This is a genomic window from Mesorhizobium sp. ESP7-2 (assembly GCF_020164715.1).
Classification (GTDB): Bacteria; Pseudomonadota; Alphaproteobacteria; order Rhizobiales; family Rhizobiaceae; genus Mesorhizobium.
In genome coordinates this window covers 55,048-77,870 of record NZ_JAIUGQ010000009.1, presented here as the reverse complement: position 1 = coordinate 77,870, position 22,823 = coordinate 55,048, and the positions used below count along the sequence as shown (strand labels likewise).

Here is a 22,823-nt window from a genome sequence, read left to right as displayed (position 1 = left end):
TTCGGTACTGGTTTCCGGGCGGCGTCACTCTTCGAGCGGAGAGACACTCATCGCGGTGGGACGCGAGGATCGATGCGGGGGTACATCGGTCTTGACGTCTCGACCTTTCGGGCACGCCGCCCGGAAACCTGCGGCCGCGGGAACGCGCGGCCGACCTGTCTGTCGTCAGCGCAACTGGCTGGCTTCCCCGCCCTCGGCCGAGGCGGACTGCTGTGTGATGCCGCCGGCGAGCTTCACCTTCAGGTCCTCGGTCATGAACTGCGTACCGGCGGCGACCACGATATCGCCCGGTTTCAATCCCTCCGCGACACGCACGCCATCGGCGGCGAACTCGGCGACCTTGACCGGACGGGCATGAACGGTGTCGGCGCCACGATCGACGGTCCAGACGATCGATTGGCTGTCTTTCTCGGCGAGCGCACTGAGCGGGATGGACACGAGCTGCTTTTCGTTGGCTGCCGACGCCTCGATATTGGCGGTCATGCCGAGCAGCACGCGCGGGTCGTTGGGCAGGCTGACGCGGACGGCAAAGGTGCGCGACTGCGGGTCGGCGCTGCCAGCGACCTCGCGAACCTTGCCGTCGAGCTTCAGCCCATCGTCTGACCAGAAACCGGCCTTGACGTCCTTGCCCGGCTTGAATTGCGCGATCTCCATTTCCGGAACCGCGATCAGCACTTCCTTTTCGCCATCGACCGCGACGGTAACCACTGGCGTGCCCGACCCGACCACCTGGCCGACATCGGCGTTGACAGCCGTGACGATGCCGTCCCTGTCGGCCTTGAGGTCGGTATAGCCGACCTGGTTCCTGGCCTGGGCAAGGGTCGAGCGGGCGGAGTCGCGTGTGGCGACGGCCTGGTCATAGGTCAGCGTCGCCTGTTCGAGCTGCGATTTCGGCGCGAAGTTCTTGGCGAATAGCTGCTCGGCGCGCTTGCGGGCGAGTTCGACGGTTTCAACCTGCCGTTCGGCGGCATCCAGCGCGGCCTGCGCGCTCTTGACCGACAGGTCGTAGTCTGACGGATCGATGCGGGCGAGAACATCGCCAGGCGCCACGCGCTGGCCGATGTCGACGAGACGCTCGGTGATCTTGCCGTTGACGCGGAAACCCAGCGTGCTCTCGGTGCGGGCGCGCACCGATCCGGAATAGGACAGCGTGCGGGTATCATGTGCCTGGGCGATCTCGACGACCTTGACCGGGCGGATGATGTCCTTCACCTCCGCTTTTTCCTGCGAGCAGCCGGCGAGCCCAAGCGATGCGACGATCAGGCCGGCAACCGGCAGCTTGCGAAGGATGGAACTGGGCAAAAACATCGTGATACTCCCGACTGGAGACGGACTGTCGACACCGGCACCGGCTGGCGGCGGCTATTTCAAGGCTCTGATTGCGTAATCGATGAGGTCGTCGGGCATCGCCCGATTGGTCTTGGCGAGGCACTGCGCCACCATCTGCGGATGGCACAGGATAACGGTGGCGGCACCGAAACAGCGCGACGCGGTCACCGGGTCCTGTTTCCTGAACTCGCCGGCCTCGATGCCCTCGCGGATTACCTCGGCGAAGAGATCGTGGATGCTGTCGACATGCTTGTCGATGACGCCCCAATCGCGCTCAAGGGCGACGATGACCATCTCGTGCACCTTCTGGTCGTCGAGCATCACCTCCATCGTCATCTTGTACTGTGCATGCACGTAGCGCCGCAGCCTCTCCTCGGCGCTGACCGGCAGGTGCATGATCTCGTAGGCCATGTTGTAGCTGGCGCCGAGCATCCGGCCACAGACGGCCTGGTGGATTTCAACCTTGGAGGCAAAGAAACGATAGATGTTGGCCGGCGACATGCCGAGTTCGCGGGCAATGTCTGCGACGTTGGTCTTGCCGTAGCCATAGTGCCGGAACAGGCGCTCGGCGCAATCGAGAATGCGCGTCACATTTTCCTGTCGGGCGACGTCGGCGACGATGTTGGCGGCTTCGGACATAGCTCTCTGTCAAATAACGAGTGACGAATTTCGATTTTCATCACTCGTAAATCGAAAAGAGCACTGTGTCAACGCAGATTCGATGTACGCGTACGATAGGTGACAGATGGTGACATCCAATAGACGTCACAAGGCGCCCTCAGGATGCGGGCCTCTGAAAATATTCTCTCGAAAGGCCGCCGGACGGATTCAGCCGACCTTGGCCATTTCCCGCAGCCGGAATTTCTGGATCTTGCCGGTCGAGGTCTTCGGTATCTCGGCGAAGATCACCGCTTTCGGCACCTTGAAGCGGGCGAGCAGACCGCGGCAGTGCTCGATGATCTCGGCCTCGCTCGCCTCCTTGCCCGGCTTCAGTTCGACATAGGCGACAGGCACCTCGCCCCATTTGTCGTCATGACGTGCGACGACGCCGCAGGAGGCGATGGCGGGATGCTTGTAGAGCGCGTCCTCGACCTCGATCGAGGAAATGTTCTCGCCACCGGAGATGATGATGTCCTTGGAGCGATCCTTGAGCTGGATGTAGCCGTCGGGGTGCATGACACCAAGATCGCCGGAGTGGAACCAGCCGCCGGCGAAAGCCTCGTCCGTCGCCTTGCGGTTCTTCAGATAACCCTTCATGACGATGTTGCCCCGGAACATGACTTCGCCGATGGTCTCACCGTCGGCGGGTGTTTCGGCCATGGTTTCGGGATCCATCACCGTCAGGCCTTCGAGCGCGGCATAGCGCACGCCCTGCCGTGCCTTCTTGCCCGCCCTCGCCCCTTTGTCGAGCGCGTCCCAAGCATTGTGCCATTCGTTGACCACGGCGGGACCATAGGTTTCGGTCAGACCGTAGAGATGGGTGACGGCAAAGCCTGCGTCCGCCATGCCCGACAGCACGGCTTCGGGCGGAGGGGCGGCGGCTGTGTTGAAGGTGACCGTCTGCGCAAACGCGCGCTTGTCTTCCTCCCTGGCGTTGATCAGCACCGACATGACAACCGGCGCCCCGCACAGATGCGTGACGCCGTGGTTCGCGATGGCGTCATAGATCGGCTTCGGCCGTACCCAGCGCAAGCAGACATGCGTGCCGGCCTGGACGGCGAGCGTCCAAGGAAAACACCAGCCATTGCAATGGAACATCGGCAAGGTCCAGAGATAGACCGCGTGCTTGGCCATGCCGGCATGGATGGTGTTGGTGTAGGCCATCAGCGCCGCACCACGGTGATGGTAGACGACGCCCTTGGGATTGCCCGTCGTGCCCGACGTGTAGTTGAGCGAGATGGCGTCCCATTCGTCGTCGGGCATCGACCACGTGAAATCCTCGTCGCCGCCAGCGACAAAATCCTCATAGTCCGACGTGCCGACCCGCTCGCCTTTCGGATAGGGCGCGTCAGCGGCGTAATCGGGATCGTCGTAATCGATGACCAGCGGCTTGACCTTGGCCAGACCGAGCGCCTCCCGCACGACTCCGGAAAACTCGCGATCGACGATGAGCACCTTGGTCTCGGCATGGTCGAGCTGGAAGGCGATGACCGCGGCGTCGAGGCGCGTGTTGAGCGAGTGCAGCACCGCCTTGGTCATCGGCACGCCGAAATGCGCCTCCAGCATCGGCGGCGTGTTCGACAGCATCACCGTCACCGTATCGCACTTGCCGATGCCGTGCTTGGAAAGGGCCGAGGCGAGCTTCAGCGAGCGGCGCCAGAAATCGCGGTAGCTGATGCGCTGGCTGCCATGGATGATGGCAATGTGGTCGGGATAGGTTTTCGCCGCGCGCTCCAGATAGGTGAGCGGCGTCAGTGGCTGGTGGTTGGCGGCGTTCCTGTCGAGATCCTGTTCGTAGGGATTGGCCATCCCGTCCTCCCCAAAGTCTTTTCGAGCTTTCTAGCCCCGGGTTCGTCGTCACGCTATCCCCCTGAAGGGCTGAGAATGCTATACCGCGCCGACTTGCTGGAATGGTGATCTCGATCGAGCCGGCCCGGCAGAAGATTCCTTCCTGCTCATCCAAATTTGACTTTTGTCGAGAGCCGTGACTAATGTCAGCCAAGGAGGCGGCATGGCGATCCGACCGGCAGAACAGCTCATCCACAAGGCGGCCTGGCTTTACTATGCCCATGGGCTTCGCCAGGACGAAGTCGCCCATCAACTCAACATTTCGCGCGCTTCCGTCGCCATGTATCTGCGCAAGGCGCGCGAGACAGGCATCGTCAACATATCGACCTCGACGCAGCTCTTCACCGACGACGTCATGGCGCGCAGGCTGGAAGACGCCCTGAAGCTCGACGCCGTCTGGATCGCGCCGGAAAACGCCTATCTCGCCGACCCCTCGACCGATATCGCGGTGCTGGCGGCAAGCGTCTTCCTGGAACTCGTCAGGAAAGGCGACCGCATTGGGGTCGCCTGGGGCCGCACCGTCTACACGATCGCCGACATCATGTCCTATGCCGACCTGCAGGACGTCACCGTGGTGCAGCTCTGCGGCAATTTGGGAGCCCCCTACTCCTACCGCCCCGACCAGTGCACCATGGAAATCGCGCGGCGGCTCAATGCCAAGGGCCTCAATTTCTACGCGCCTCTGGTGCTGTCGACCGAGGAACTGGCGCAAGGCCTGCGCGCCGAGCCGGTAATCCGCGACCAGCTTGCCGGGATCAGCGACTGCGATCTTGCGCTCTACTCCATCGGCGCGGTCGATGCCGACAGCCATCTGGTGAAGTGCGGCGCGCTGACGGCAGCCGAGATGGCGGCACTGCGCAGGGAAGGTGCCGCCGGTGTCATTGCCGGGCAGATCATCGACGCCGGTGGCGAGTTGCTCGACTGCAGCTACAACCGGCGGGTCATCTCGGCTGGGCTTGCTTCACTGCGCGTCATCGAGAAGCGGCTGATGGTCGTGCAGGAAGACAGTAAGTTCGAGCCGCTGCTCGCGGCCATCGCCGGCGGCCTCTGCACGCATCTGGTGGTCGGCGCACGCATGGCGCAGCGGCTGCTCGATCATGCCGGAACGTCAGCAGAAAAGGCATCCTGAAAACCAACCGTTTGCCGACGCATCGTCATCAAGGCGTCGCGGCATTCCTATTTCACCATCGAAGACAGCAACTGGACGAAGCGAACATGAAGAATCTGTGGAACGACGACGCGGCCGAAAAACTCGTTGCCGACTATGCGAAGAAGGGCGTCGGCCGCGACCTGGCCTTGCGTGTCTACACGACGCGGCTACTGGGCGGCGTGCCACAGTTGGTCCTGCATGGCGGCGGCAACACCTCCTGCAAGATCAAGGCGACCGACCTCGTCGGCGACGAGTGGGACGTGCTGTGCGTCAAGGGCAGCGGCTGGGACATGGCCGTCATCGAGCCGCAGGGCCTGCCCGCTGTCAAGATGGGCGCCCTGCTCAAGGCGCGCAAGCTGGACAGGCTTTCCGACGAGGACATGGTCGCCCTGCAGCGGGCAAACCTGATCGACCCCGCCTCGCCCAACCCTTCGGTCGAGACCCTGCTGCATGCCTTCCTGCCGCACAAATTCGTCGACCACACCCATTCGACCGCCATCCTGGCCATTGTCGACCAGGAAGACAGCAAGCCGCTGGTGGCAAAGGTGTTCGGAACAAAGATGGGCTACGTGCCCTACATCATGCCGGGCTTCGACCTCGCCAAGGCAGCGGCCGATGTCTTCGACGCCGACCCAACGGTAGAAGGCCTGATCCTCGACAAGCATGGCATCTTCACCTTCGGCGACGACGCCAGGCAAGCCTATAACCGGATGATCCACTATGTGAACGTCGCCGAGGACTATGTGGCCAAGCATGCCAAGCCCAAGGCTGCAAAGGCGGCATTGCCGGCAAGGCTCGCGTCACCGGCGGAGATCGCGCCGATGCTGCGCGGCGCCGTCGCGGCGCCACGCGGCGAAGGCCGCTTCGACCGCATGATCAGCGATTTCCGCACCTCGGACGCGATCGTCGATTTCATCAATTCGGCAGAGATCGCCGACTATGCCGGACGTGGCGTGTCGACGCCGGATCTGTCGATCCGCATCAAGACCGGGCCGATGGCCGTGCCTGCGCCCGATGCTGCCAAAATCGGTGACTACAAGGCGGTGATCGAGAGCCATGTCGACCGCTTCGCCAAGGATTATCGCGCCTATTTCGAGACCAATGACGCGCTCGACGACGTCAAGCGCACCATGCTCGACCCGATGCCCCGGCTGACGCTGGTGCCGGGGCTCGGCATGTTCGGCCACGGCCGCACGCTGAAGGATGCCAGGATCGCATCGGACGTCGGCGAGATGTGGATCGAGGCAGTGCGCGGTGCGGAGGCGGTCGGGCGTTTCCACCCATTGTCCAAGGCCGACCTGTTCCCGCTCGAATACTGGTCGCTTGAACAGGCCAAGCTCGCTTCCAACAAGCCGAAGCCGCTGACCGGACAGGTGGTGCTGATCACCGGCGGCGCCGGCGCGATCGGTGCGGCGACGGCAAAACTATTCGCCGACAATGGCGCTCATGCCGTCGTCGTCGATCTCGACGCCGAAAAGGCCGCTGACGCCGCCAGGAAGGCCGGCAACAATTCGATCGGCGTTGGCGCCGACATCACCGACCCGGCTCAGATGCGCGCCGCCTTCGACAAGGCGGTGGCCGTGTTCGGCGGCGTCGACATATTGGTGTCCAATGCGGGTGCTGCCTGGGAAGGCCGCATCGGCGAGCTTGACGATGCGCTGCTGCGCAAGAGCTTCGAGCTCAATTTCTTCGCCCACCAGTCGGCGGCGCAGAACGCCGTGCGCATCATGCTCGAACAGGGCACCGGCGGCGCTCTCCTGTTCAACACCTCCAAGCAGGCGGTCAACCCCGGTCCGAAATTCGGCGCCTATGGCGTGCCGAAAGCGGCGACGCTGTTCCTGTCCAGGCAATACGCGCTCGACTACGGCGCCCATGGCATCCGTTCGAACGCCGTCAACGCCGACCGCATCCGCTCCGGGCTGTTGACCGACGCGATGATAGCCAGCCGCTCGGGCGCGCGCGGCGTATCGGAGAAGGAATACATGTCCGGCAATTTGCTCGGCCAGGAAGTGACGGCGCAGGATGTGGCACAGGCCTTCCTGCATCACGCCCTGGCCGACCGGACCACTGCCGATGTGACCACGGTCGACGGCGGCAACATTGCCGCGGCGCTGCGATAGGCTTGCTGCCTGAACGTTCGCAGCGATCCGCTTGTAAGAGTTGCGAATCGTAGCTACATTGTGGCTCAACATGAAGGAGCCACGATATGGCAACGGATTCAGTGGTCCGCGCTCGCATCGACAGCGCTACGAAGGATCAGGCAACGGAGGCCTTGGCAGCCATGGGCTTGTCGGTCTCCGATGCCATTCGCCTGCTTCTGGTGCGCGTCGCCGCCGACAAGGAATTTCCTTTTCCCGTGAAAGTGCCGAACGCCACCACTCAAAAGGCCATGGCCGAGTTGGAAAAAGGCAAAGGCAAGCGCTTTGCCTCGGCTGATGAGTTGTTCAAGGATTTGGGAATCTAAGCGTGCCAGTGCCCATTCACTCCGGGCAATTTCGCCGGGACGTGAAGCGTATCGAAAAGCGTGGCAAGAACCTGGGCAAGTTGCGCGATCTGTTAGGACTGCTCATCGCCGCACATGAACTGCCAGGGACGTATAAGGATCATCCTCTGAAAGGGGATTGGAAAGGCTTTCGTGACGTGCATATCGAACCAGACTGGCTCCTGATCTACCGCGTTGTCGGCGACGAATTGCAGCTTGCCCGTACCGGTTCGCATTCCGACCTGTTCAACGAGTGAACGTCATCGAAAAAGCCGCCCGCAGCGATTTGCTGCAGGGCGGCTTTCATTTCGTCTCAACTCAGCAACCAGCAAGAGTTTTGTGCCGAAAGCTACTTCGCGTTCGGGTTCGGCATCCAGGCAGGCATGGCGACATCGGCATGGGCGAACTGCGGCAGCTTGGCCGACAGGTCTTCCATGTTCTTGATGTCCTTGTCGATCAGCTCCTTCTGGGTGATCAGCGTCGGCGGCACGATGACGTTGTGGCCGGGATCTTCGCCGGCGAGCAGTTGCGCCAGGGCGCGCACCGAGACCTGGCCGACGACGGCCGGGTTGGTCGCCGCGGTCGCCGCCCACGCACTGTCAGGCTCGCGCATCGCCGCGATGTCGGACGTCGAAATGTCGGCCGAATAGATCTTGATCTTCTTGTTCAGGCTCGCTTCGTCGACGGCGATCTTCACGCCCTTGGCGAATTCGTCATAAGGGGCGAACATCACGTTGATGTCGGGGTGCGCCGACAGCACCGAGCGCGCCTGGTTGGCGACCGAGTTGGCGATCGGATTGTCGAGCGTGCCAAACATGGCGGCTTCCTTGATGCCGGCATATTTCTTCTTCACGTCGACCCAGGTTTCGTTGCGGCGGTCGAGCGGCGCGATGCCAGCGACGTAGACATAGCCGGCGTTCCAGCTTTCGCCATTGTCCTTGACCGCCTGCTCGAGCGCCAGACGCGCCAGGTCCTTGTCCGACTGTTCGATCTGCGGGATCTTGGGGTTTTCGACATTGACGTCGAATGCCACCACCTTGATGCCGGCGTCGACGGCGCGCTGGGCGGCGTCCTTCATCGATTCCGTCAGGCCGTGCTGGATGATGATGCCCTGCACACCGAGCGCGATGGCCTGGTCGACCATGTCGGACTGAAGGGCGGCGTCCTGGCGGCTGTCGAGCACGCGCAGGTCGATGCCGAGCGCCTTCGACTGCGCCTCGACGCCCGACAGGTAGGCCTGGAAGAAGTCGCCGGTCGAGAGATAGCGCACCAGCGCGATCTTGACGCCGGGCTTGTCGAATGGCGCCGGCTTGTCCGCGGCCAACGCCGGGACCTGCATCAGCATGGTTGCGCCGGCCAGCCCGAGCGCCACCTTCCCCAGAAGTCTTCTTGTGATGTTCACCTTGTTTTCCTCCACTTTTGTTGAACCCAAAATCCTATCCGGCCGAATGCTAGCTCCTGCCCCTGCCCGAAAGGGCAAAGGTAAAGACAAGGGCGACGACCAGAACCACGCCCTTGACGAAATCCTGCGTGTAGTAAGGCGCGTTCATCATCGTCAGGCCTTGCAGCAAGATGCCGACGAACAGCGCGCCGACGGCGGTGCCGAAGGCGTTCGGCTTGGCGGCGCCGAGCACCGCGTAGCCGATCAGCGCCGCGGCAACCGCATCGAGCAGCAGATTATTACCCGAGGCGATGTCGCCGCGTCCAAGCCGGGCGGCGAGCAAAATGCCGCCGGTCGAGGCAAAAACTCCTGAAATGACGTAGGCCCAGATCTTGTATGCCTTGACAGGCGCGCCGGCGAGTTCGGCGGCGCGCTCATTGGAGCCAACGGCATACATCATGCGGCCGAAGCGGGTATATTCGAGGAAGAACCAGATCAGCACGGCCAGCACCAGAAGCACGACGACCGACACCGGGATGAGGTTCGGGATGAAGAAGTCGAAGCGGTGGCGGCCAAGCGCCAGGAAGGAATCGGAGAACTTGCCGTTGGCGACCGAGCCGTCGGGCATGGTCATGCCAGTGGCAATCGAGCGGCCTTCTGTCGGGATGCGCTGCAGGCCGACGAGCAGGAACATCATGCCGAGCGTCGCCAGCAGGTCCGGCACGCGCATGTAGACGATCAGCCAGCCATTGATCAGGCCGACAATGGCGCCGATCAGCAGGCAGACGATGACCGCCACGAAAGCGTTCTGCTCCAGCACCACCATGACATAGGCCGCCGCCATCATGGCCGAGGTCGCGACCGAACCGATCGACAGATCGAAGCCGCCGACAACCAAAGTTGCGGTAACGCCGAGCGCCAGCACGCCGGTGATGGCGACCGACTGGAAGATGAAGACGGCGCTTTGCGGCGAGACGAACCCGTCGGCGGCGATCGCGAAATAAGCGACCAATCCGAACAACAGCACTATGAACCCATAGCGGATGGCGTAGTCGCGCAGCGTCATTGCGCGCACCCCGGCGCCGCTGCCGTTTTTACCCAACTCCCACCCATGATCTCTCCATTCCAATTCCATCGTCCGCCACGCTCAGGCGGCGCTGTGCAGCGGCCCGCCCGCGACCTCGGCCAGCAGGCGATCTAGATCGACATCGGCGTTGCGGTGTTCGCCGACGATTGTGTGCTCCGACATCACCAGGATGCGGTCGGCCGTCTCCAGCGCTTCGTCGAGTTCGGTGACGAACAAAAGCGTGGCGCGGCCATTGGCGCTTGCCCTCAGCTTGGCTGCGATATCGCGGCGGGCCGAAATGTCGACGCCCTGGAACGGCTCGTCGAGGATGAATAGCGCGGCATTCTGCGCCATCCAGCGGGCGACCATCACCTTCTGCTGGTTGCCGCCGGACAAGGCCGACATCTCATCCTTCTCCGAGCGGCAGACGATGCCGAGTTGCTCGATCTGCCGGCGTGCGGTGGCGCGTTCGAGGCGGCGTTTGAGGACACTCAGACTGGACATCCGCTTGAGGAAGGGCAGGCTGACATTGCGCTCTATGTTGAAGCCGCCGACAATGCCGCTGGTTGCGCGATCCTTGGCGACGAGGAACACGCCGGCGGCGATCGCGTCGCCCGTCGAGCGCGGCGCGTAAGGCTTGCCGTTCATCGTCATGGTGCCGGCGAGCGGTCGGCGCACACCGAACAGCGTCTCGGCAAGAGCGGTCTTGCCGACACCGACGAGACCGGTGATGGCGACGACTTCGCCATCGCCAAGCGTCAGGGAGATCGGCCGGGCACCCTGCGCGATGCGCAGCTCTTCGACGCTCAGGACCGCCCTGGCCGAACTTCTGGCGACGATCCGGTCGAGATGGATCTTGCGGCCGAGCATGGCGTTGACCGCACCCTCATAGTCGAGCGGCTTGGTGTCGAAGGCGCCGGAGACGACACCGTCGCGCATCGAGACGATGCGGTCCGCGAGCCGCCTGATGTCCGACATGCGGTGCGAGATATAGAGGATCGCCACGCCTTGCTCGCGCAGCCGGTCGACCAGCGCGAACAGCCTGTCGGCTTCGGCGCTGGAGAGCGACGAGGTCGGCTCATCGAGGATCAGCACCTTCGGCTGATGGGCGAGCGCTCGGGCAATCGCCACCATCTGGCGATCGGCGAGCGAAAGGTCGCTGACGCGGGCCTTGAGATCAATGGCCAGCCCCATGCGGTCTGCGACTACCTTGGCCTCACGGCGCACGCGAGCGGGATTGAACAGGGTCGGCGCGCCTTTGCCGCTCAGCCTGTCGAGGGTGAGATTGGTGGCGACATCGAGGTCGGCGACGACGCCGTCATTGATGTTCTGGTGTACGGTGACGACGCCGGCGCGGATCGCTTCCGCCGGCGTGTTCGGCGTAAAATCCTGCCCGGCAAGCGTCATGCTGCCGCCGCCACGCTCGTAGACGCCACTGACGATCTTGACGAGGGTGGATTTACCGGCGCCGTTGGCGCCCATCAGCACGGTCACTTCACCGGCATGGAGGTCCAGCGCGATGCCGCCAAGCACCTCGTTGCGGCCAAAGGATTTCCTCAGTCCCTCTACGCGGAACACGGCATTGCCGACCATGCGTTCCTCCCTGACCATGACGCTATGGTCAATGTCGGCAATTGTCAACACGATTGACAATTGCCAGACAGCTTCCTAGCTTGGCCTCGCCGCCAAGGCTCCCTTATGATCGGAGCACATCGGCGGGAGGGACAAGGATGACTGGGAAATTGCCGTTCGAAGCATTGTCGGTGGAGACCCTCGCAACACGTCTCGGTACGAACGAGGCGCTGTGCGCGAAGATCGGCAAGGATGCTAGCGCCTGGAAGGTCCGCGAGGTCGGGGACGGCAATCTGAACCTGGTGTTCATCGTCGAAGGTGCCAGTGGCGGTGCCATCGTCAAGCAAGCCCTGCCTTATGTCCGCCTCGTCGGCGACAGCTGGCCGCTGCCGCTCAAACGCTCCTTCTTCGAGTATCACGCGCTGACCCGCCAGGAGGCGCGCGCGCCGGGCTCGGTGCCGGCGATCTACTACTTCGACGAAGTCCAGGCGCTGATCATCATGGAGTATCTGGCGCCGCCACACATCATTCTGAGGCGCGCCCTGATCGACGGCCGCCAATTGCCCAACATTGCCAGGGATATCGGCCTGTTCATGGCCCGCACGCTGTTTCGCGGTTCCGATCTGTCGATGGCGACCAAGGATCGCAAGGCGGACCTGGCGTTGTTCGCCGACAATGTCGAACTTTGCGACATCACCGAGAACCTGGTGTTCTCAGACCCCTATTTCGACGCCAAGATGAACCGCCACACCAGTCCGCAGCTCGACGGGCTGGTGGCCGAACTGCGGGCCGACCGTGACCTCAAGGTGGAGGCGCAGCGGCTGAAGCAGATCTTCGCCGCCAATGCCGAGACGCTGCTGCATGGCGACCTGCATTCCGGCTCGATCATGGTCACGGACCAGGAAACGCGGATGATCGATCCGGAGTTCGCCTTCTACGGTCCGATGGCCTTCGATGTCGGCATGCTGCTCGCCAATTTCTGGATGTCGTTCTTCTCGCAACGCGGGCATGAGCAGAAGGGCAAGCGCGACGCCATGCGCGCCTATCTGCTCGATGTCGTCGTCGAGACATGGGCGGTGTTCCGCGCCGAGTTCTCGCATCTGTGGCGCACCGAGCGCGCCGGCATGCTCTATCAAAAAAGCCTGTTCGAGGATCAGGGCGACAGGCTGGGCGCCGAGCAGGCGCTCGATAATGTCCTGCACCAGATCTGGGACGATCTGCTCGGTTTTGCCGGCATCGAGGTGCACAGGCGCATCCTCGGCCTCGCCCACAATGCCGACTTCGAGACCATTGCCGATGAAGATCTGCGCGCCAGTTGTGAGGCGAAGGCGCTGAAATTCGGCCGTCACATCGCCGTCAACCGGCGCCAGATTCACAGCATCGACGAGGTCAACACACTGGCCGCGCTGATCGAACGGGAGAACAGCATTTGAACGTCGGCGACCGCCACTATCGGACCATCTGGCTCGGCGACGACGGCCGCTCGGTGGAGATCATCGACCAGCGCTGGCTGCCGCATGAATTCCGCATCGAGAAGCTCGGCACGGTCGCCGACATCGCCACCGCGATCCGCGACATGTGGGTGCGCGGCGCACCGTTGATCGGAGTCACCGCGGCCTATGGCGTCGCCATGCAGATGGCGCACGATCCGTCCGACGAAGCGCTCGACATTGTGTGGGAAACTCTGCACGAGACACGGCCGACGGCGATCAACCTGCGCTGGGCTCTGGACGAGATGCGGCGTTTCCTGCGACCGCTGCCGGCCGGACAACGCGCAGCGGCCGCCTATCGGCGCGCCAGTGAAATCGCCGACGAGGACGTCGGGCTGAACCGCGCCATCGGCGAGAATGGCCTTGAAATCATCAAGGCGATCGCGGCGCGCAAGCAGCCGGGCGAGCCAGTCAACATCCTCACCCACTGCAATGCCGGCTGGCTGGCGACAGTCGACTACGGCACAGCGACTTCACCGATCTACCTCGCTGTCGAAGCCGGCATTCCCGTCCATGTCTATGTCGATGAAACACGGCCGCGCAACCAGGGCGCCCAGCTGACCGCCTGGGAGATGGCGGGCCACGGCGTGCCGCACACGCTGATCGTCGACAATGCCGGCGGCCATCTGATGCAGCGTGGCGCGATCGACATGGTCATCGTCGGCACCGACCGCACGACAGCCGATGGCGATGTCTGCAACAAGATCGGCACCTATCTGAAGGCGCTCGCCGCCGCCGACAATGACGTGCCGTTCTACGTCGCACTGCCCTCTCCCACCATCGACTGGACGGTGGGCGACGGCCTCGCCGAGATCCCGATCGAGGAGCGCTCGGGCGACGAGGTGTCGCTGGTCTGGGGCAAGACCGACAAGGGCGAGATCGCCCAGGTGCGTGTATCGCCCGAAGCGACGCCGGCAAGGAACCCCGCCTTCGACGTGACGCCGGCTCGGCTGGTGACCGGACTGATCACCGAGCGCGGCATCGCCAAGGCTTCGCGCGAAGGGCTGAAGGCCATGTTCCCCGAACGCGGATAGTCGGGACGCGCTCAGAACTCGACGTCCGGGATCTCCAACGCGTTCACGAAATCCAGCGAGCGCCGCAAGGCGCCGCGAATGGCGGCGATGTCGACGGGCGTGTTGCGTCGCTCAGGATCACGGCGTCCCGGGCGCTCCAATCGCAATGGCAGTTCGATGCTGACCGGCAGCATCGCGGGAAGCATCGCCCAATAGGGTTCATAGCCGACCGAGCCGTCGCCGATGGCGCAGAACGCCCATCCTGCCCCGGTGCTGACGACATCCTTCAGATGAGCATGGCCGACCATGTCGATGGCATCGGCGATATCTTGCGACGGCTGCATGGTCTCGCCGCTGTAGGTGAAAATGTTGCCGGCGTCGTGGTTCAGGCGGATGTGCGGCGATCCGATGGCGCGGATGAAGCTTGCCCCTGATCGCGCGCTGCCGAGCAGATTGCCGCAGCCATGTCCGGGGTTCTCGAGCGCCAGAACGATGTCAGCCTGTTCCAGCCTCGGCAGAACGGCATCGATCGTCGTGCGGATCGCCGCGCTGTCCGTCATCGGGCCGGCATTGGTGATCAGGAAGGATGCGCCAAGGCCGGCGGCAAAGCCGATGCGCCGGGACAACGCCTCGATGGCATCAGGCCCAGACAGGTCGAGATGAGCCGACACGGCATTGATGCCAAGCCCGGCATGTTTCGCCGTCCGGCGCAACCGCGACGCGTTCGCGTCGGCAAACATGCCTTCATCGAAATCGACATAGCCGCGAATGAAGGCCGGCTCGACATGGGCAGCACCCACAGCGGCAATCTCTTCGACGGCCAAGTCCATGGAGTAGCCGTCGAAGAGCGCGGTCGATACCGATATGATCCGCGAAGGCAGGGCTCAGGCCCCCTTGCCGTAGACGATCAATTCGGAGGCTTCCTTCACCTTGGCCGGCGACAGCGCTTCGCGCCAGTCGTCGCGGACCACGACGCCCTTGGCGAACCGCATCAAGCGCAGCGCCGCGTCGGACGGCACTTTCGGCGAGAAGCCGAACCACATGGCGATCTCGACGTTCAAATGGCCGATCAGAAAATCGAGCGCGGCCTGCCTGGGAATACCGTATTTGCGCTCGCACTCCTCGACCGCCTCGACCATCGTGTCGACGAAAGGCATGGCGACCATTTCGGACAGGCCGGGCTCCAGGATCGCCAGTTGTTCGACCGTGACGTGGTGGCTGTCGATGATCGGCGACCACATCGCCCTGCACACTTCCTCGCCAAGCGCGTAGTGCTCTTCGGGACCTTGCATCAGGGCGCAGACGATCGATTGCCTGGCAATGCCGCCATGATAGTCGCGACGCGCGGCCCACTCCGTTTCGTCGCCGAACAAGGGTGGATGGCAGGGGTGGCCGACGAAATAAGTGAGGTCCGGCCGGTCCTTCGGCAGGTCGCCGGCATAGGGTGCGGCCGCATCCAGAACGAGGATCATGGTGCCCTTGGCAAGCATGGGCGAGATCTGCCGCGTCACCTGGCCGATGATGTTGTCCGGCAAGGCCATCACCACGACCTTGGCGCCGGGAATACCTTCCTCCATGGCAACGGCGGCGATGCCTGATTCAGCCAATCGTTTGCGGCCCGCCTCGCCGACCTCCACGGCACGGACACCATAGCCAGCGCCGATCAGCTTTCCGGTTACGCGGAAGCCCATTTTCCCGCCGGCTCCAAGCACCGCTACCGATATCGACATTTGCTCTTCTCCCATTTCATCTTGATGGCGCGGTTGGCGCAGGTTCAGCCGAACGCCCGCAGCGCGGCCTCGAGGTCCGGATGCGTGGCGGCATAGTCGCGCGCGGGAATGCCGACCGCCGCGGCTTCGAAAGCATCATGCAGGCTTCGAACGCCCGCGGCCGGTCCGCCGGGATGCGCCATGATCCCGCCGCCGCAGCAATAGATGAAATCGTTCGAGCCGAGCCTTTCGTAGGTCTCGCCCGCCTGCACCGCTGTCTGTCCGGACGAAAACACCGGCATGACCGTATCGGGGCGGTCAGCCCGTCCGAGCATCGGAGTCAGGCAGGCATGGGCCGAGGCCATCACCGATTCGTCGGGTTCGCAGAATTTGTTGGACAGCCCGTTGACGTGCATGTGGTCGATGCCTGCCAGGCGCCAGAATTTCTGGTAGGCGATATAGCTCATGCCCAGATCAGGGGAACGGCTGAAGAGGCCCCAGCCTGCCCGGTGGCCGTGTAGCGCAACGCCGGAATGACGACGCATCTCGACGACACCCGACAGGCCGACGGAATTCAGGACGAGCATCGCGCAGGTGCCGCTGCGGCGCTCGATCAGATCCAGCTGGCGGCGCATGGCGTCGATGTCGCCGGAAATGTTGGCAGCATACATGACCTTGCGGCCGGTTCTGTCCGCGTGCCTGTCTATCACCGCCATGACCGCCTCGAGCCGCTGTTCAAACGGCGAATGCGGGGGATCTCCCATCAGTTCGTCGTCCTTGATGAAATCGAGACCGGCGGCGATCAGCGTATCGGCAAGACCCGCCGTCTCTTCGGGCGTAAGGCCAACGCTCGGCTTGACGATCGTGCCGATCAGCGGGCGTCCCTCGACTCCGGTCAGGCGACGCGTCCCTTCGACGGCGAAAGCCGGTCCCGGATAGGCATCCGCGAAGGCGTCGGGAAAGGTGACGTCGAGCAGGCGCATGGCCGAGAAATGATGCAGCTCGAACAGATTGCCGAGGACCGTCGACCAGACCGAAGCCAGCACGGTGCCTGTATTCTCGATGTTCCAGGAAAGACCCACCTTGGCCCGGCGCGGTATGGCGGCGGCGGCATTCTTGGGCGAACGCGAAAACGGCAGCGCCTCGCCGTCAACCTCGACAACATCCTCGACGAATTCGACGCGCGCTCCGAACCGGCGCAACAGTTCCGGCGTTTCCCCGGGTATGGCGCGGAACGTCCCGCTCGATTGCTCGCCCGCCATCGCGGCCGCTGCAATCTCCGGCGGGTAGCGGGTTTCGATCAGGTAGGTGGCGCGGAGGCGACCGGTCAATGCAGGTTTCCCGGCTGGAATGAACTTTCATGGCGGCGAGCGATACCACTAAAAAGACATCATGTCATCACATGAGTTTTCTGATCAAAAAATTTTGGCCGCCGTCAGCCCCCACCGCCATCGGCCAGTTTCGAATAGAGTTCATTGGCACGACCGATATGGTCGGCCATGGCGGCGCTCGCGCCTTCCGCATCGCCGCTGGCGATTGCCTTGTATATCCGTTCGTGCTCCTCGACCGTCAGGCGCTCGGCGCCTTTCACGGCCACGAGATCGCGCTTGAAGCGGGACAGCCATTCGAGCATGCCCTTGGCCACGGCAGCAATCATCGAATTGCCGCTCATCTCCGCTATGACGGCGTGGAATTCCATGTCGGCAATGACAAATCGTGCCTGGTCGCCCTTTGCGTCGCGCAAGTGGCGCAAGGTCTCGGCAAGCCGTTCCAGGCTCTTGGCGGTGGCCCGCCGCGTGGCTATCCGGACCAGCCCGGTTTCCAGCAAGAGCCTGACTTCCTTGAGTTCTTCGAGACCACGAGAGTTCGTCGCCAGCATCATGACCATTGCCGCGGAGACCTGGTCGACGATCACTTCGGGCGTCGGATTGATGACACGCGCACGTTCGCCGTGCGAGATCCTGATGAGCCCCATCTGCTGCAGCGTCAGCATCGCTTCCCTGATCGACGGCCGCCCGACGCCGATCATCGTCATCAGCTCCTTTTCCGACGGCAATTGGGAACCGGGCGGGAATTCGGACGTCGAGATCGCCGCCATCAGGCGGTCGAGCACCTCGACATACAACTTCTTCTTCTGGACCGGCTCCATCCGCATCTCCCCTGATCGTTCCCAGGCATAATCGATCCCGAGTCGCACCGACAGGCAAGGTCCCGGCATTTATTTGACATTACATATATGATGACATAACGTCCAGCCATAGCCAACGTCAGCGCGGCACATGACGGCAAACATGGTTGCCGCAACGGACCGGCCCAACTGGCCAAGGGTGACACAGAAGAACCCGGCAGGCCGTGGTTCCGTCGACGCAATCAAATGAGTTCCGACCGGCTTGCCTATTTGGTATGCTGGTATAACATGTAGCTGGTATGGTGTCTTTCGGAAGAGACACGAAATGACGGATGAGCCGATCAGGTCGGCCGGGTTTTTTGGGAGGAGAAATCATGAAGTTTTCAATTGTGGCGGCGCTTGCCGGCGCCGCGTTCGCCAGTGTTTCGGTCTTGCCGGCGATGGCGTCGCCGGACGCACCGGTAATCGCGCTCGCCAACGCCTATTACGGCAACACCTGGCGGCATCAGATGGTGGAGGCTTTCGAGGCCTCGGCCAAGGAAGCCAAGGCTGCCGGTCAGATCGCCGACTATATCGTCATGAACGGTGACGGCTCGGTGGCGCAACAGAACAGCCAGATCGCCGAACTCATCCTCAAGAAGGTCGACGTGCTCGCCGTCGACGCCGCTTCGGAAACCGCGGTCAACGGCATCATCGAAAAGGCCTGCAAGGCCGGCATCATCGTCGTTTCCTTCGATTCGGTTGCTTCGGCGCCCTGCAATTACCAGCTCAACTTCGACTTCAAGGGCTACAAGGCGGCCCAGGCCGAAGCCGTCTTCAAGATGATCGGCGGCAAGGGCAACGTCATCCAGGTGCGCGGCGTGAAGGGCTCGGCGCCCGACAACGACATGTTCAACGCGCAGCAGTCGGTGCTGGCGAAATATCCCGACATCAAGGTTGTCGCCACCGTCTATGGCCAGGCGACCGCCTCGGTCGCGCAAGCGGCGATCGCCAACGTCCTGCCCTCGCTGCCGCATGTCGACGCCGTGCTCGGCCAGGGCGGCAGCGACGATGTCGGCATTGCCCAGGCCTTCGTCCAATATGGCGGCGATTATGCCGGCAAGATGCCGATCATCGAAGGCGGCGGCGGCACCGACTTCGTCAAATGGTGGGCCGACGAGAATGCCAAGAACGGCTACCAGACGGTCTCGATGAACACCACACCGGGCATTGGCGGCGCCGCACTCTGGCTCGGCCTTTCGCTGCTCAAGGGCGGCAAGGCACCGAAGCTGATGATCATGCCGGTAGCGACCGTCGATGCCAACAATCTCAAGGAGTATGCGAAGCTGCCGGGCGGCCAGATCATCAGCCCCAGCTATTCGCTCGACTGGGTCAAGCAGAACCTGCTCAGCAAGTAAGGCTGCCATTGCCAGGGACCGGACGCAGCCAAACGCCGCGCCCGGTCCTTGTCCGTAAAGAAACGGAGGACGAATGTCCCATCTCGCCGTAGCCGATCCGGAAGGCGCAGCCGCTACGATGCCCGACATCAGGCCCAACGTCGTCTCGCTGTCGCAGATCACCAAGAGTTTCGGCCCGACGTTGGCGAATGCGCAGATCGACCTCGCCGTCTCGGCCGGCGAAATCATCGGCCTGGTCGGCGGCAACGGCGCCGGCAAGTCGACGCTGATGCGTATCCTGTGTGGGGCGACGTCGCCGACCCTCGGCTCGATTTCGTTCGCCGGACAGGGCGTGAGCTTCGCCGACTACGACACGGCGGAGGCGCAAAGGCGCGGCATCCGCATGGTGCATCAGGAACTGTCGCTGTGCGCCAATCTTTCCGTCGCCGAGAATTTCTTCCTGGAGACGCCCGGCGAAGCGACCAACCGGCCGGGCTGGCGCGCACTCTACCGGACCCGCGCCCGCGCGGCGCTGGACGCCGTCTTTCCCGCCAACGGCATCGATGTGAATGCCGAAGTCGGCCACCTTTCCATCGCCGAGCGGCAGATGGTCGAGATCGCGCGCGCCGCCGCAACGCCCGACGTCAGGTTGATCGTGCTCGACGAGCCGACCTCCTCGCTCGACCTCGACCGCTCCAGGCAGTTGCGGTCGTTCATCCGCGAGCGAGCCAGATACGGCCTCGCCTTCATCTTCATCAGCCACAAGCTGCAGGAAATCATCGACATCGCCACGCAGGTGATGGTGCTGCGCAACGGACGTACCGCCTGGCGCGGAGATGTCGCCGACACTTCGATCGGCCAACTTGTGCAACTCATGGGCGGCGACGCCAATTCAATCCACCAGCACAGCGCCGCCGCCGCCAGCAGCGGCGAGGCGCTGGTCAAATTGTCCGGCTCCCTGACCGCCGGCCTCGGCCGCGACATCGCGATCGGCCGCGGCGAGATCATCGGACTGGCGGGACTCGAGGGCAGCGGCCAGAAAGAGTTGCTGCACGCCATCTTCGAGCCGGTTTCCACCAGGGGAGCCGCAGTCACCAGGAGCGGCGATGCCGGGTTCATTGCCGGCGACCGCCAGAAGGAAGGCGTGTTCCCGCTGTGGAGCGTGCTTGGAAACATCAGCATCGGCAGCCTTGCACGCCGTCCGGCACTAGGCCTCGTTTCGGAGCGCGCCAGCCGCGAGGCGGCGGCCGATGCGGCCGGCCGGCTGCGGCTCGACGACAAACGCTTCGGCTCCAATATCCTCGAACTCAGCGGCGGCAACCAGCAGAAGGCGCTGGTCGCCCGCGCCCTCGTCGCCGACACGCCGATCCTGCTGCTCGATGATCCGACGCGCGGCGTGGACATCGCCACCAAGCAGGACTTCTACAAGCTCTGCAACGAGATCGCGCGCAGCGGGCGCACACTGGTCTGGCACACGACCGAAGATGCCGAGCTTTTGGCCTGCGACCGCGTGCTGGTGTTTTCAGGCGGGCGCATCGTCAAGGAATTGAGCGGCGAGGCGATCACGGAATCGGCCGTCGTCGGCGTATCCTTCACCCAGCAGGCGGAAACGCGCGTCGGCGCGGGACATAGTGCCGCCGGCGCCGGGCTTGCCCGCCGCTTGGTGAACGCGGCTCCCTTCATCGGCCTCGCCGCCGTGCTGGCGGTGATGATCTCGGCCAACCCGGCGGTCGCCTCGATCTTCGGGCTGGACCTGCTGTTGATGCCGGCGCTGTCGCTGGTGCTGGTGACGGCGGCGCAGATGTTCATCGTCGGCGGCAGCGAGATCGACCTCGGCGTCGGCGCCTTTGCCGGCCTCGTCAGCGTGCTCTCCGCCACGCTGCTCTACGATCAGCCATGGCTCGGCGCGCTGGCGCTGGCGGCGGCGGTCGCCGCCTATGCCGGGCTCGGCGGCCTGATCCAGGCACGCAAGATCCCGGCCATCGTCGTCACGCTCGGCGCCTCCTTCATCTGGATGGGACTGGGCTACGCGCTGCAGCCGACACCGGGCGGCGCCAGCCCCGAATGGCTGTCGGCGATGTTCAGCTGGTCGCTAGGCTTCCTGCCCACCTCCATCATCCTCATCGCCGCGGTCGCGCTGGTGGTGTTGGTGATCGACCGGCTGCCGCTCGGCGTGGTGCTGCGCGGCTTCGGCAACAATCCGACCGCCATGATCCGCTCCGGCTGGTCGCCGACGCGCTATGCGCTGGTGCGCTACCTCGTCGCCGGACTGTTCGCGGCTGCCGCCGGCCTGTCGCTGACGGCGATCAACACGGCAAGCGACATCAATTCCGGCAACTCGTTCACGCTGCTCAGCGTCGCCGCCGTGGTCATGGGCGGCTGCTCGCTGCTGGGCGGCGTCATTTCGCCGATCGGCGCCATCGCCGGCGCGGTCACGCTGGCCTTGATCGGCGCCCTGCTCGGCACGCTGAACGTGAGCAGCGACTTCAACGCGGCAACGCAAGGGCTGATCCTCATCGCCCTGCTGACGCTGCGCAGCCTGACCGCAGACCGCAGGAGCGAACAATGAACGGCCTCGCCGCCTTCAGCCTCTGGGCGCAGAAGAACCGCTGGGTCTGGTCGGCGATCGGCGTGCTCGTACTTTGGCTGGTGCTCTCGGTGGTCACAAACCGCTTCAGCCTCTCCAGCCTGTCAGGCATCATGCTGTCGGCCTCGTTCCTGACCGTCGTCGGCATCGGGCAGATGTTCGTCGTCACCACCGGGCGCGGCAATATCGACCTTTCGGTGGCGTCGGTGATCACGCTCAGCGCCTTCGTGGCGCTGCTCACCATCAAGGGCCAGGACGCCAACCTTGCCATCGGCGTGGGTGCGGCGATCCTGCTCGGCCTCGCGGTCGGCGGCTTGAATTCGCTGCTCGTCGTCGGGCTGAACATACCGGCCATCATCGCCACGCTGGCGACAGGCTACGTTCTCGCGACCGCGACACTGCTATCGAACCGCGCCATATCGGGTTTTGCCGTCAGCCCGCTGCTGAAGACGCTAGCGACGGGCCGCGTCTCCGGCATGCCGATCATGGCCATCATCGCCATCGTTGGCGTGGCCGCGACCGCCTTCGTGCTGCGCTACACGGTGTTCGGACAATTGCTGTCGGCGGTTGGCCAGAACCGCACCGCCGCGCGGCTGGCGGCGATCCGCAACAACCGGGTCATAGCTTCGGCGTTCATTATCTCGTCGGTGCTGGCTTCGCTCAACGGGCTACTGCTCGGCGCCTATATAGGCGGCGCCTTCCTCGAAATGGGCCAGCCCTATCTCTTGCAGTCGATTGCCGCGGTGGTGCTGGGCGGCACGCTGATCTTCGGCGGCTCGGCGAGCGCCGTCGGCACGCTGTTCGCCAGCATCCTTTTGATCCTCATCGTCACCACCATGCAGATCGTCGGTCTGCCGCCGGGTGCGCAAGACATCGTGCAAGGCATCGTCGTCATTTTCGTTCTGGCGCTGGCCGGCCGGCAGGTGCTGTCGCGTCGAGCCGCCGTCGACCGCGCCGCCGACGACGGCACCGTGAAATCCGAGCCAAGCGCGGCGGCAGGCCGACCGGAATGACGAGCGGATGATGATTTCT

Annotated in this window: 19 protein-coding genes; 9 read left to right on the top strand and 10 right to left on the bottom strand. The window is 63.7% G+C overall.

Features of this window, described 5'->3' with window-relative positions:
• Window positions 1-165: 165 nt before the first annotated feature.
• The 3 genes from LB543_RS11435 to LB543_RS11425 all read right to left on the bottom strand — a co-directional run bounded on the left by LB543_RS11435 (window position 166) and on the right by LB543_RS11425 (window position 3,798).
• Window positions 166-1,308, bottom strand: a complete 1,143-nt coding sequence (locus LB543_RS11435) for an efflux RND transporter periplasmic adaptor subunit (protein ID WP_140757649.1) — start codon at window positions 1,306-1,308, stop codon at window positions 166-168.
• A 54-nt stretch (window positions 1,309-1,362) separates the two neighbouring features.
• Entirely contained in the window at window positions 1,363-1,968 is a 606-nt protein-coding gene (locus LB543_RS11430; RefSeq protein WP_140757650.1) for a TetR family transcriptional regulator, read from the bottom strand.
• Window positions 1,969-2,157: 189 nt separating this feature from the next.
• On the bottom strand, window positions 2,158-3,798 hold the full coding sequence (locus LB543_RS11425; RefSeq protein WP_224614170.1) for an acyl-CoA synthetase: 1,641 nt from the start codon (window positions 3,796-3,798) through the stop codon (window positions 2,158-2,160).
• A 202-nt stretch (window positions 3,799-4,000) separates the two neighbouring features.
• Between LB543_RS11425 and LB543_RS11420 the strand changes: the two genes are divergently transcribed.
• From LB543_RS11420 to LB543_RS11405, 4 genes are all read left to right on the top strand, one after another.
• Window positions 4,001-4,966 carry a sugar-binding transcriptional regulator gene (locus tag LB543_RS11420; protein WP_224614169.1) on the top strand — a complete coding sequence of 322 codons (966 nt, stop codon included), beginning with the start codon at window positions 4,001-4,003 and terminating at the stop codon, window positions 4,964-4,966.
• An 86-nt stretch (window positions 4,967-5,052) separates the two neighbouring features.
• Window positions 5,053-7,107, top strand: a complete 2,055-nt coding sequence (locus LB543_RS11415; RefSeq protein WP_224614168.1) for a bifunctional aldolase/short-chain dehydrogenase — start codon at window positions 5,053-5,055, stop codon at window positions 7,105-7,107.
• A gap of 86 nt (window positions 7,108-7,193) precedes the next feature.
• Window positions 7,194-7,451 (top strand): type II toxin-antitoxin system RelB/DinJ family antitoxin, encoded by a 258-nt coding sequence (locus LB543_RS11410; RefSeq protein WP_140757654.1) that lies wholly within the window; start codon window positions 7,194-7,196, stop codon window positions 7,449-7,451.
• Window positions 7,452-7,453: 2 nt separating this feature from the next.
• A complete protein-coding gene (locus LB543_RS11405; protein WP_224614167.1) occupies window positions 7,454-7,726 on the top strand; it encodes a type II toxin-antitoxin system YafQ family toxin in 273 nt (90 codons plus the stop codon).
• Window positions 7,727-7,818: 92 nt separating this feature from the next.
• Here the strand turns inward: LB543_RS11405 and LB543_RS11400 are convergent, their stop codons facing one another.
• From LB543_RS11400 to LB543_RS11390, 3 genes are all read right to left on the bottom strand, one after another.
• On the bottom strand, window positions 7,819-8,871 hold the full coding sequence (locus LB543_RS11400; protein WP_140757655.1) for a substrate-binding domain-containing protein: 1,053 nt from the start codon (window positions 8,869-8,871) through the stop codon (window positions 7,819-7,821).
• A gap of 49 nt (window positions 8,872-8,920) precedes the next feature.
• A complete protein-coding gene (locus LB543_RS11395; protein WP_224614166.1) occupies window positions 8,921-9,916 on the bottom strand; it encodes an ABC transporter permease in 996 nt (331 codons plus the stop codon).
• A gap of 81 nt (window positions 9,917-9,997) precedes the next feature.
• The gene (locus LB543_RS11390) at window positions 9,998-11,509 is read right to left on the bottom strand and encodes a sugar ABC transporter ATP-binding protein (protein ID WP_224614165.1); all 1,512 of its coding nucleotides are present in this window, start codon (window positions 11,507-11,509) and stop codon (window positions 9,998-10,000) included.
• Between the two features lie 137 nt (window positions 11,510-11,646).
• Here LB543_RS11390 and mtnK point away from each other — a divergent pair, with 137 nt between their 5' ends.
• Entirely contained in the window at window positions 11,647-12,921 is a 1,275-nt protein-coding gene (mtnK, locus tag LB543_RS11385; RefSeq protein WP_224614164.1) for an S-methyl-5-thioribose kinase, read from the top strand.
• Window positions 12,918-14,012: an S-methyl-5-thioribose-1-phosphate isomerase gene (gene mtnA, locus LB543_RS11380; protein ID WP_224614163.1), complete on the top strand. Its 1,095-nt coding sequence runs from the start codon at window positions 12,918-12,920 to the stop codon at window positions 14,010-14,012. Before mtnK ends, mtnA begins: the two co-directional genes overlap by 4 nt.
• A gap of 11 nt (window positions 14,013-14,023) precedes the next feature.
• Here the strand turns inward: mtnA and LB543_RS11375 are convergent, their stop codons facing one another.
• The 4 genes from LB543_RS11375 to nanR form a co-directional block, all read right to left on the bottom strand.
• Entirely contained in the window at window positions 14,024-14,821 is a 798-nt protein-coding gene (locus LB543_RS11375) for a sugar phosphate isomerase/epimerase family protein (RefSeq protein ID WP_224614162.1), read from the bottom strand.
• Between the two features lie 54 nt (window positions 14,822-14,875).
• Window positions 14,876-15,721: a phosphogluconate dehydrogenase C-terminal domain-containing protein gene (locus tag LB543_RS11370; protein WP_224614161.1), complete on the bottom strand. Its 846-nt coding sequence runs from the start codon at window positions 15,719-15,721 to the stop codon at window positions 14,876-14,878.
• A 44-nt stretch (window positions 15,722-15,765) separates the two neighbouring features.
• Entirely contained in the window at window positions 15,766-17,031 is a 1,266-nt protein-coding gene (locus tag LB543_RS11365) for a ribulose-bisphosphate carboxylase large subunit family protein (protein WP_224614160.1), read from the bottom strand.
• Between the two features lie 104 nt (window positions 17,032-17,135).
• A complete protein-coding gene (gene nanR / locus LB543_RS11360; RefSeq protein WP_140757662.1) occupies window positions 17,136-17,849 on the bottom strand; it encodes a transcriptional regulator NanR in 714 nt (237 codons plus the stop codon).
• 353 nt (window positions 17,850-18,202) lie between these two features.
• Here nanR and LB543_RS11355 point away from each other — a divergent pair, with 353 nt between their 5' ends.
• From LB543_RS11355 to LB543_RS11345, 3 genes are all read left to right on the top strand, one after another.
• Entirely contained in the window at window positions 18,203-19,225 is a 1,023-nt protein-coding gene (locus LB543_RS11355; protein WP_224614159.1) for an ABC transporter substrate-binding protein, read from the top strand.
• Between the two features lie 73 nt (window positions 19,226-19,298).
• Window positions 19,299-21,773 carry an ATP-binding cassette domain-containing protein gene (locus LB543_RS11350; RefSeq protein ID WP_224614158.1) on the top strand — a complete coding sequence of 825 codons (2,475 nt, stop codon included), beginning with the start codon at window positions 19,299-19,301 and terminating at the stop codon, window positions 21,771-21,773.
• Window positions 21,770-22,804 carry an ABC transporter permease gene (locus LB543_RS11345; protein WP_224614157.1) on the top strand — a complete coding sequence of 345 codons (1,035 nt, stop codon included), beginning with the start codon at window positions 21,770-21,772 and terminating at the stop codon, window positions 22,802-22,804. The genes LB543_RS11350 and LB543_RS11345 overlap by 4 nt, the downstream gene beginning before the upstream one ends.
• Window positions 22,805-22,823: the final 19 nt, after the last annotated feature.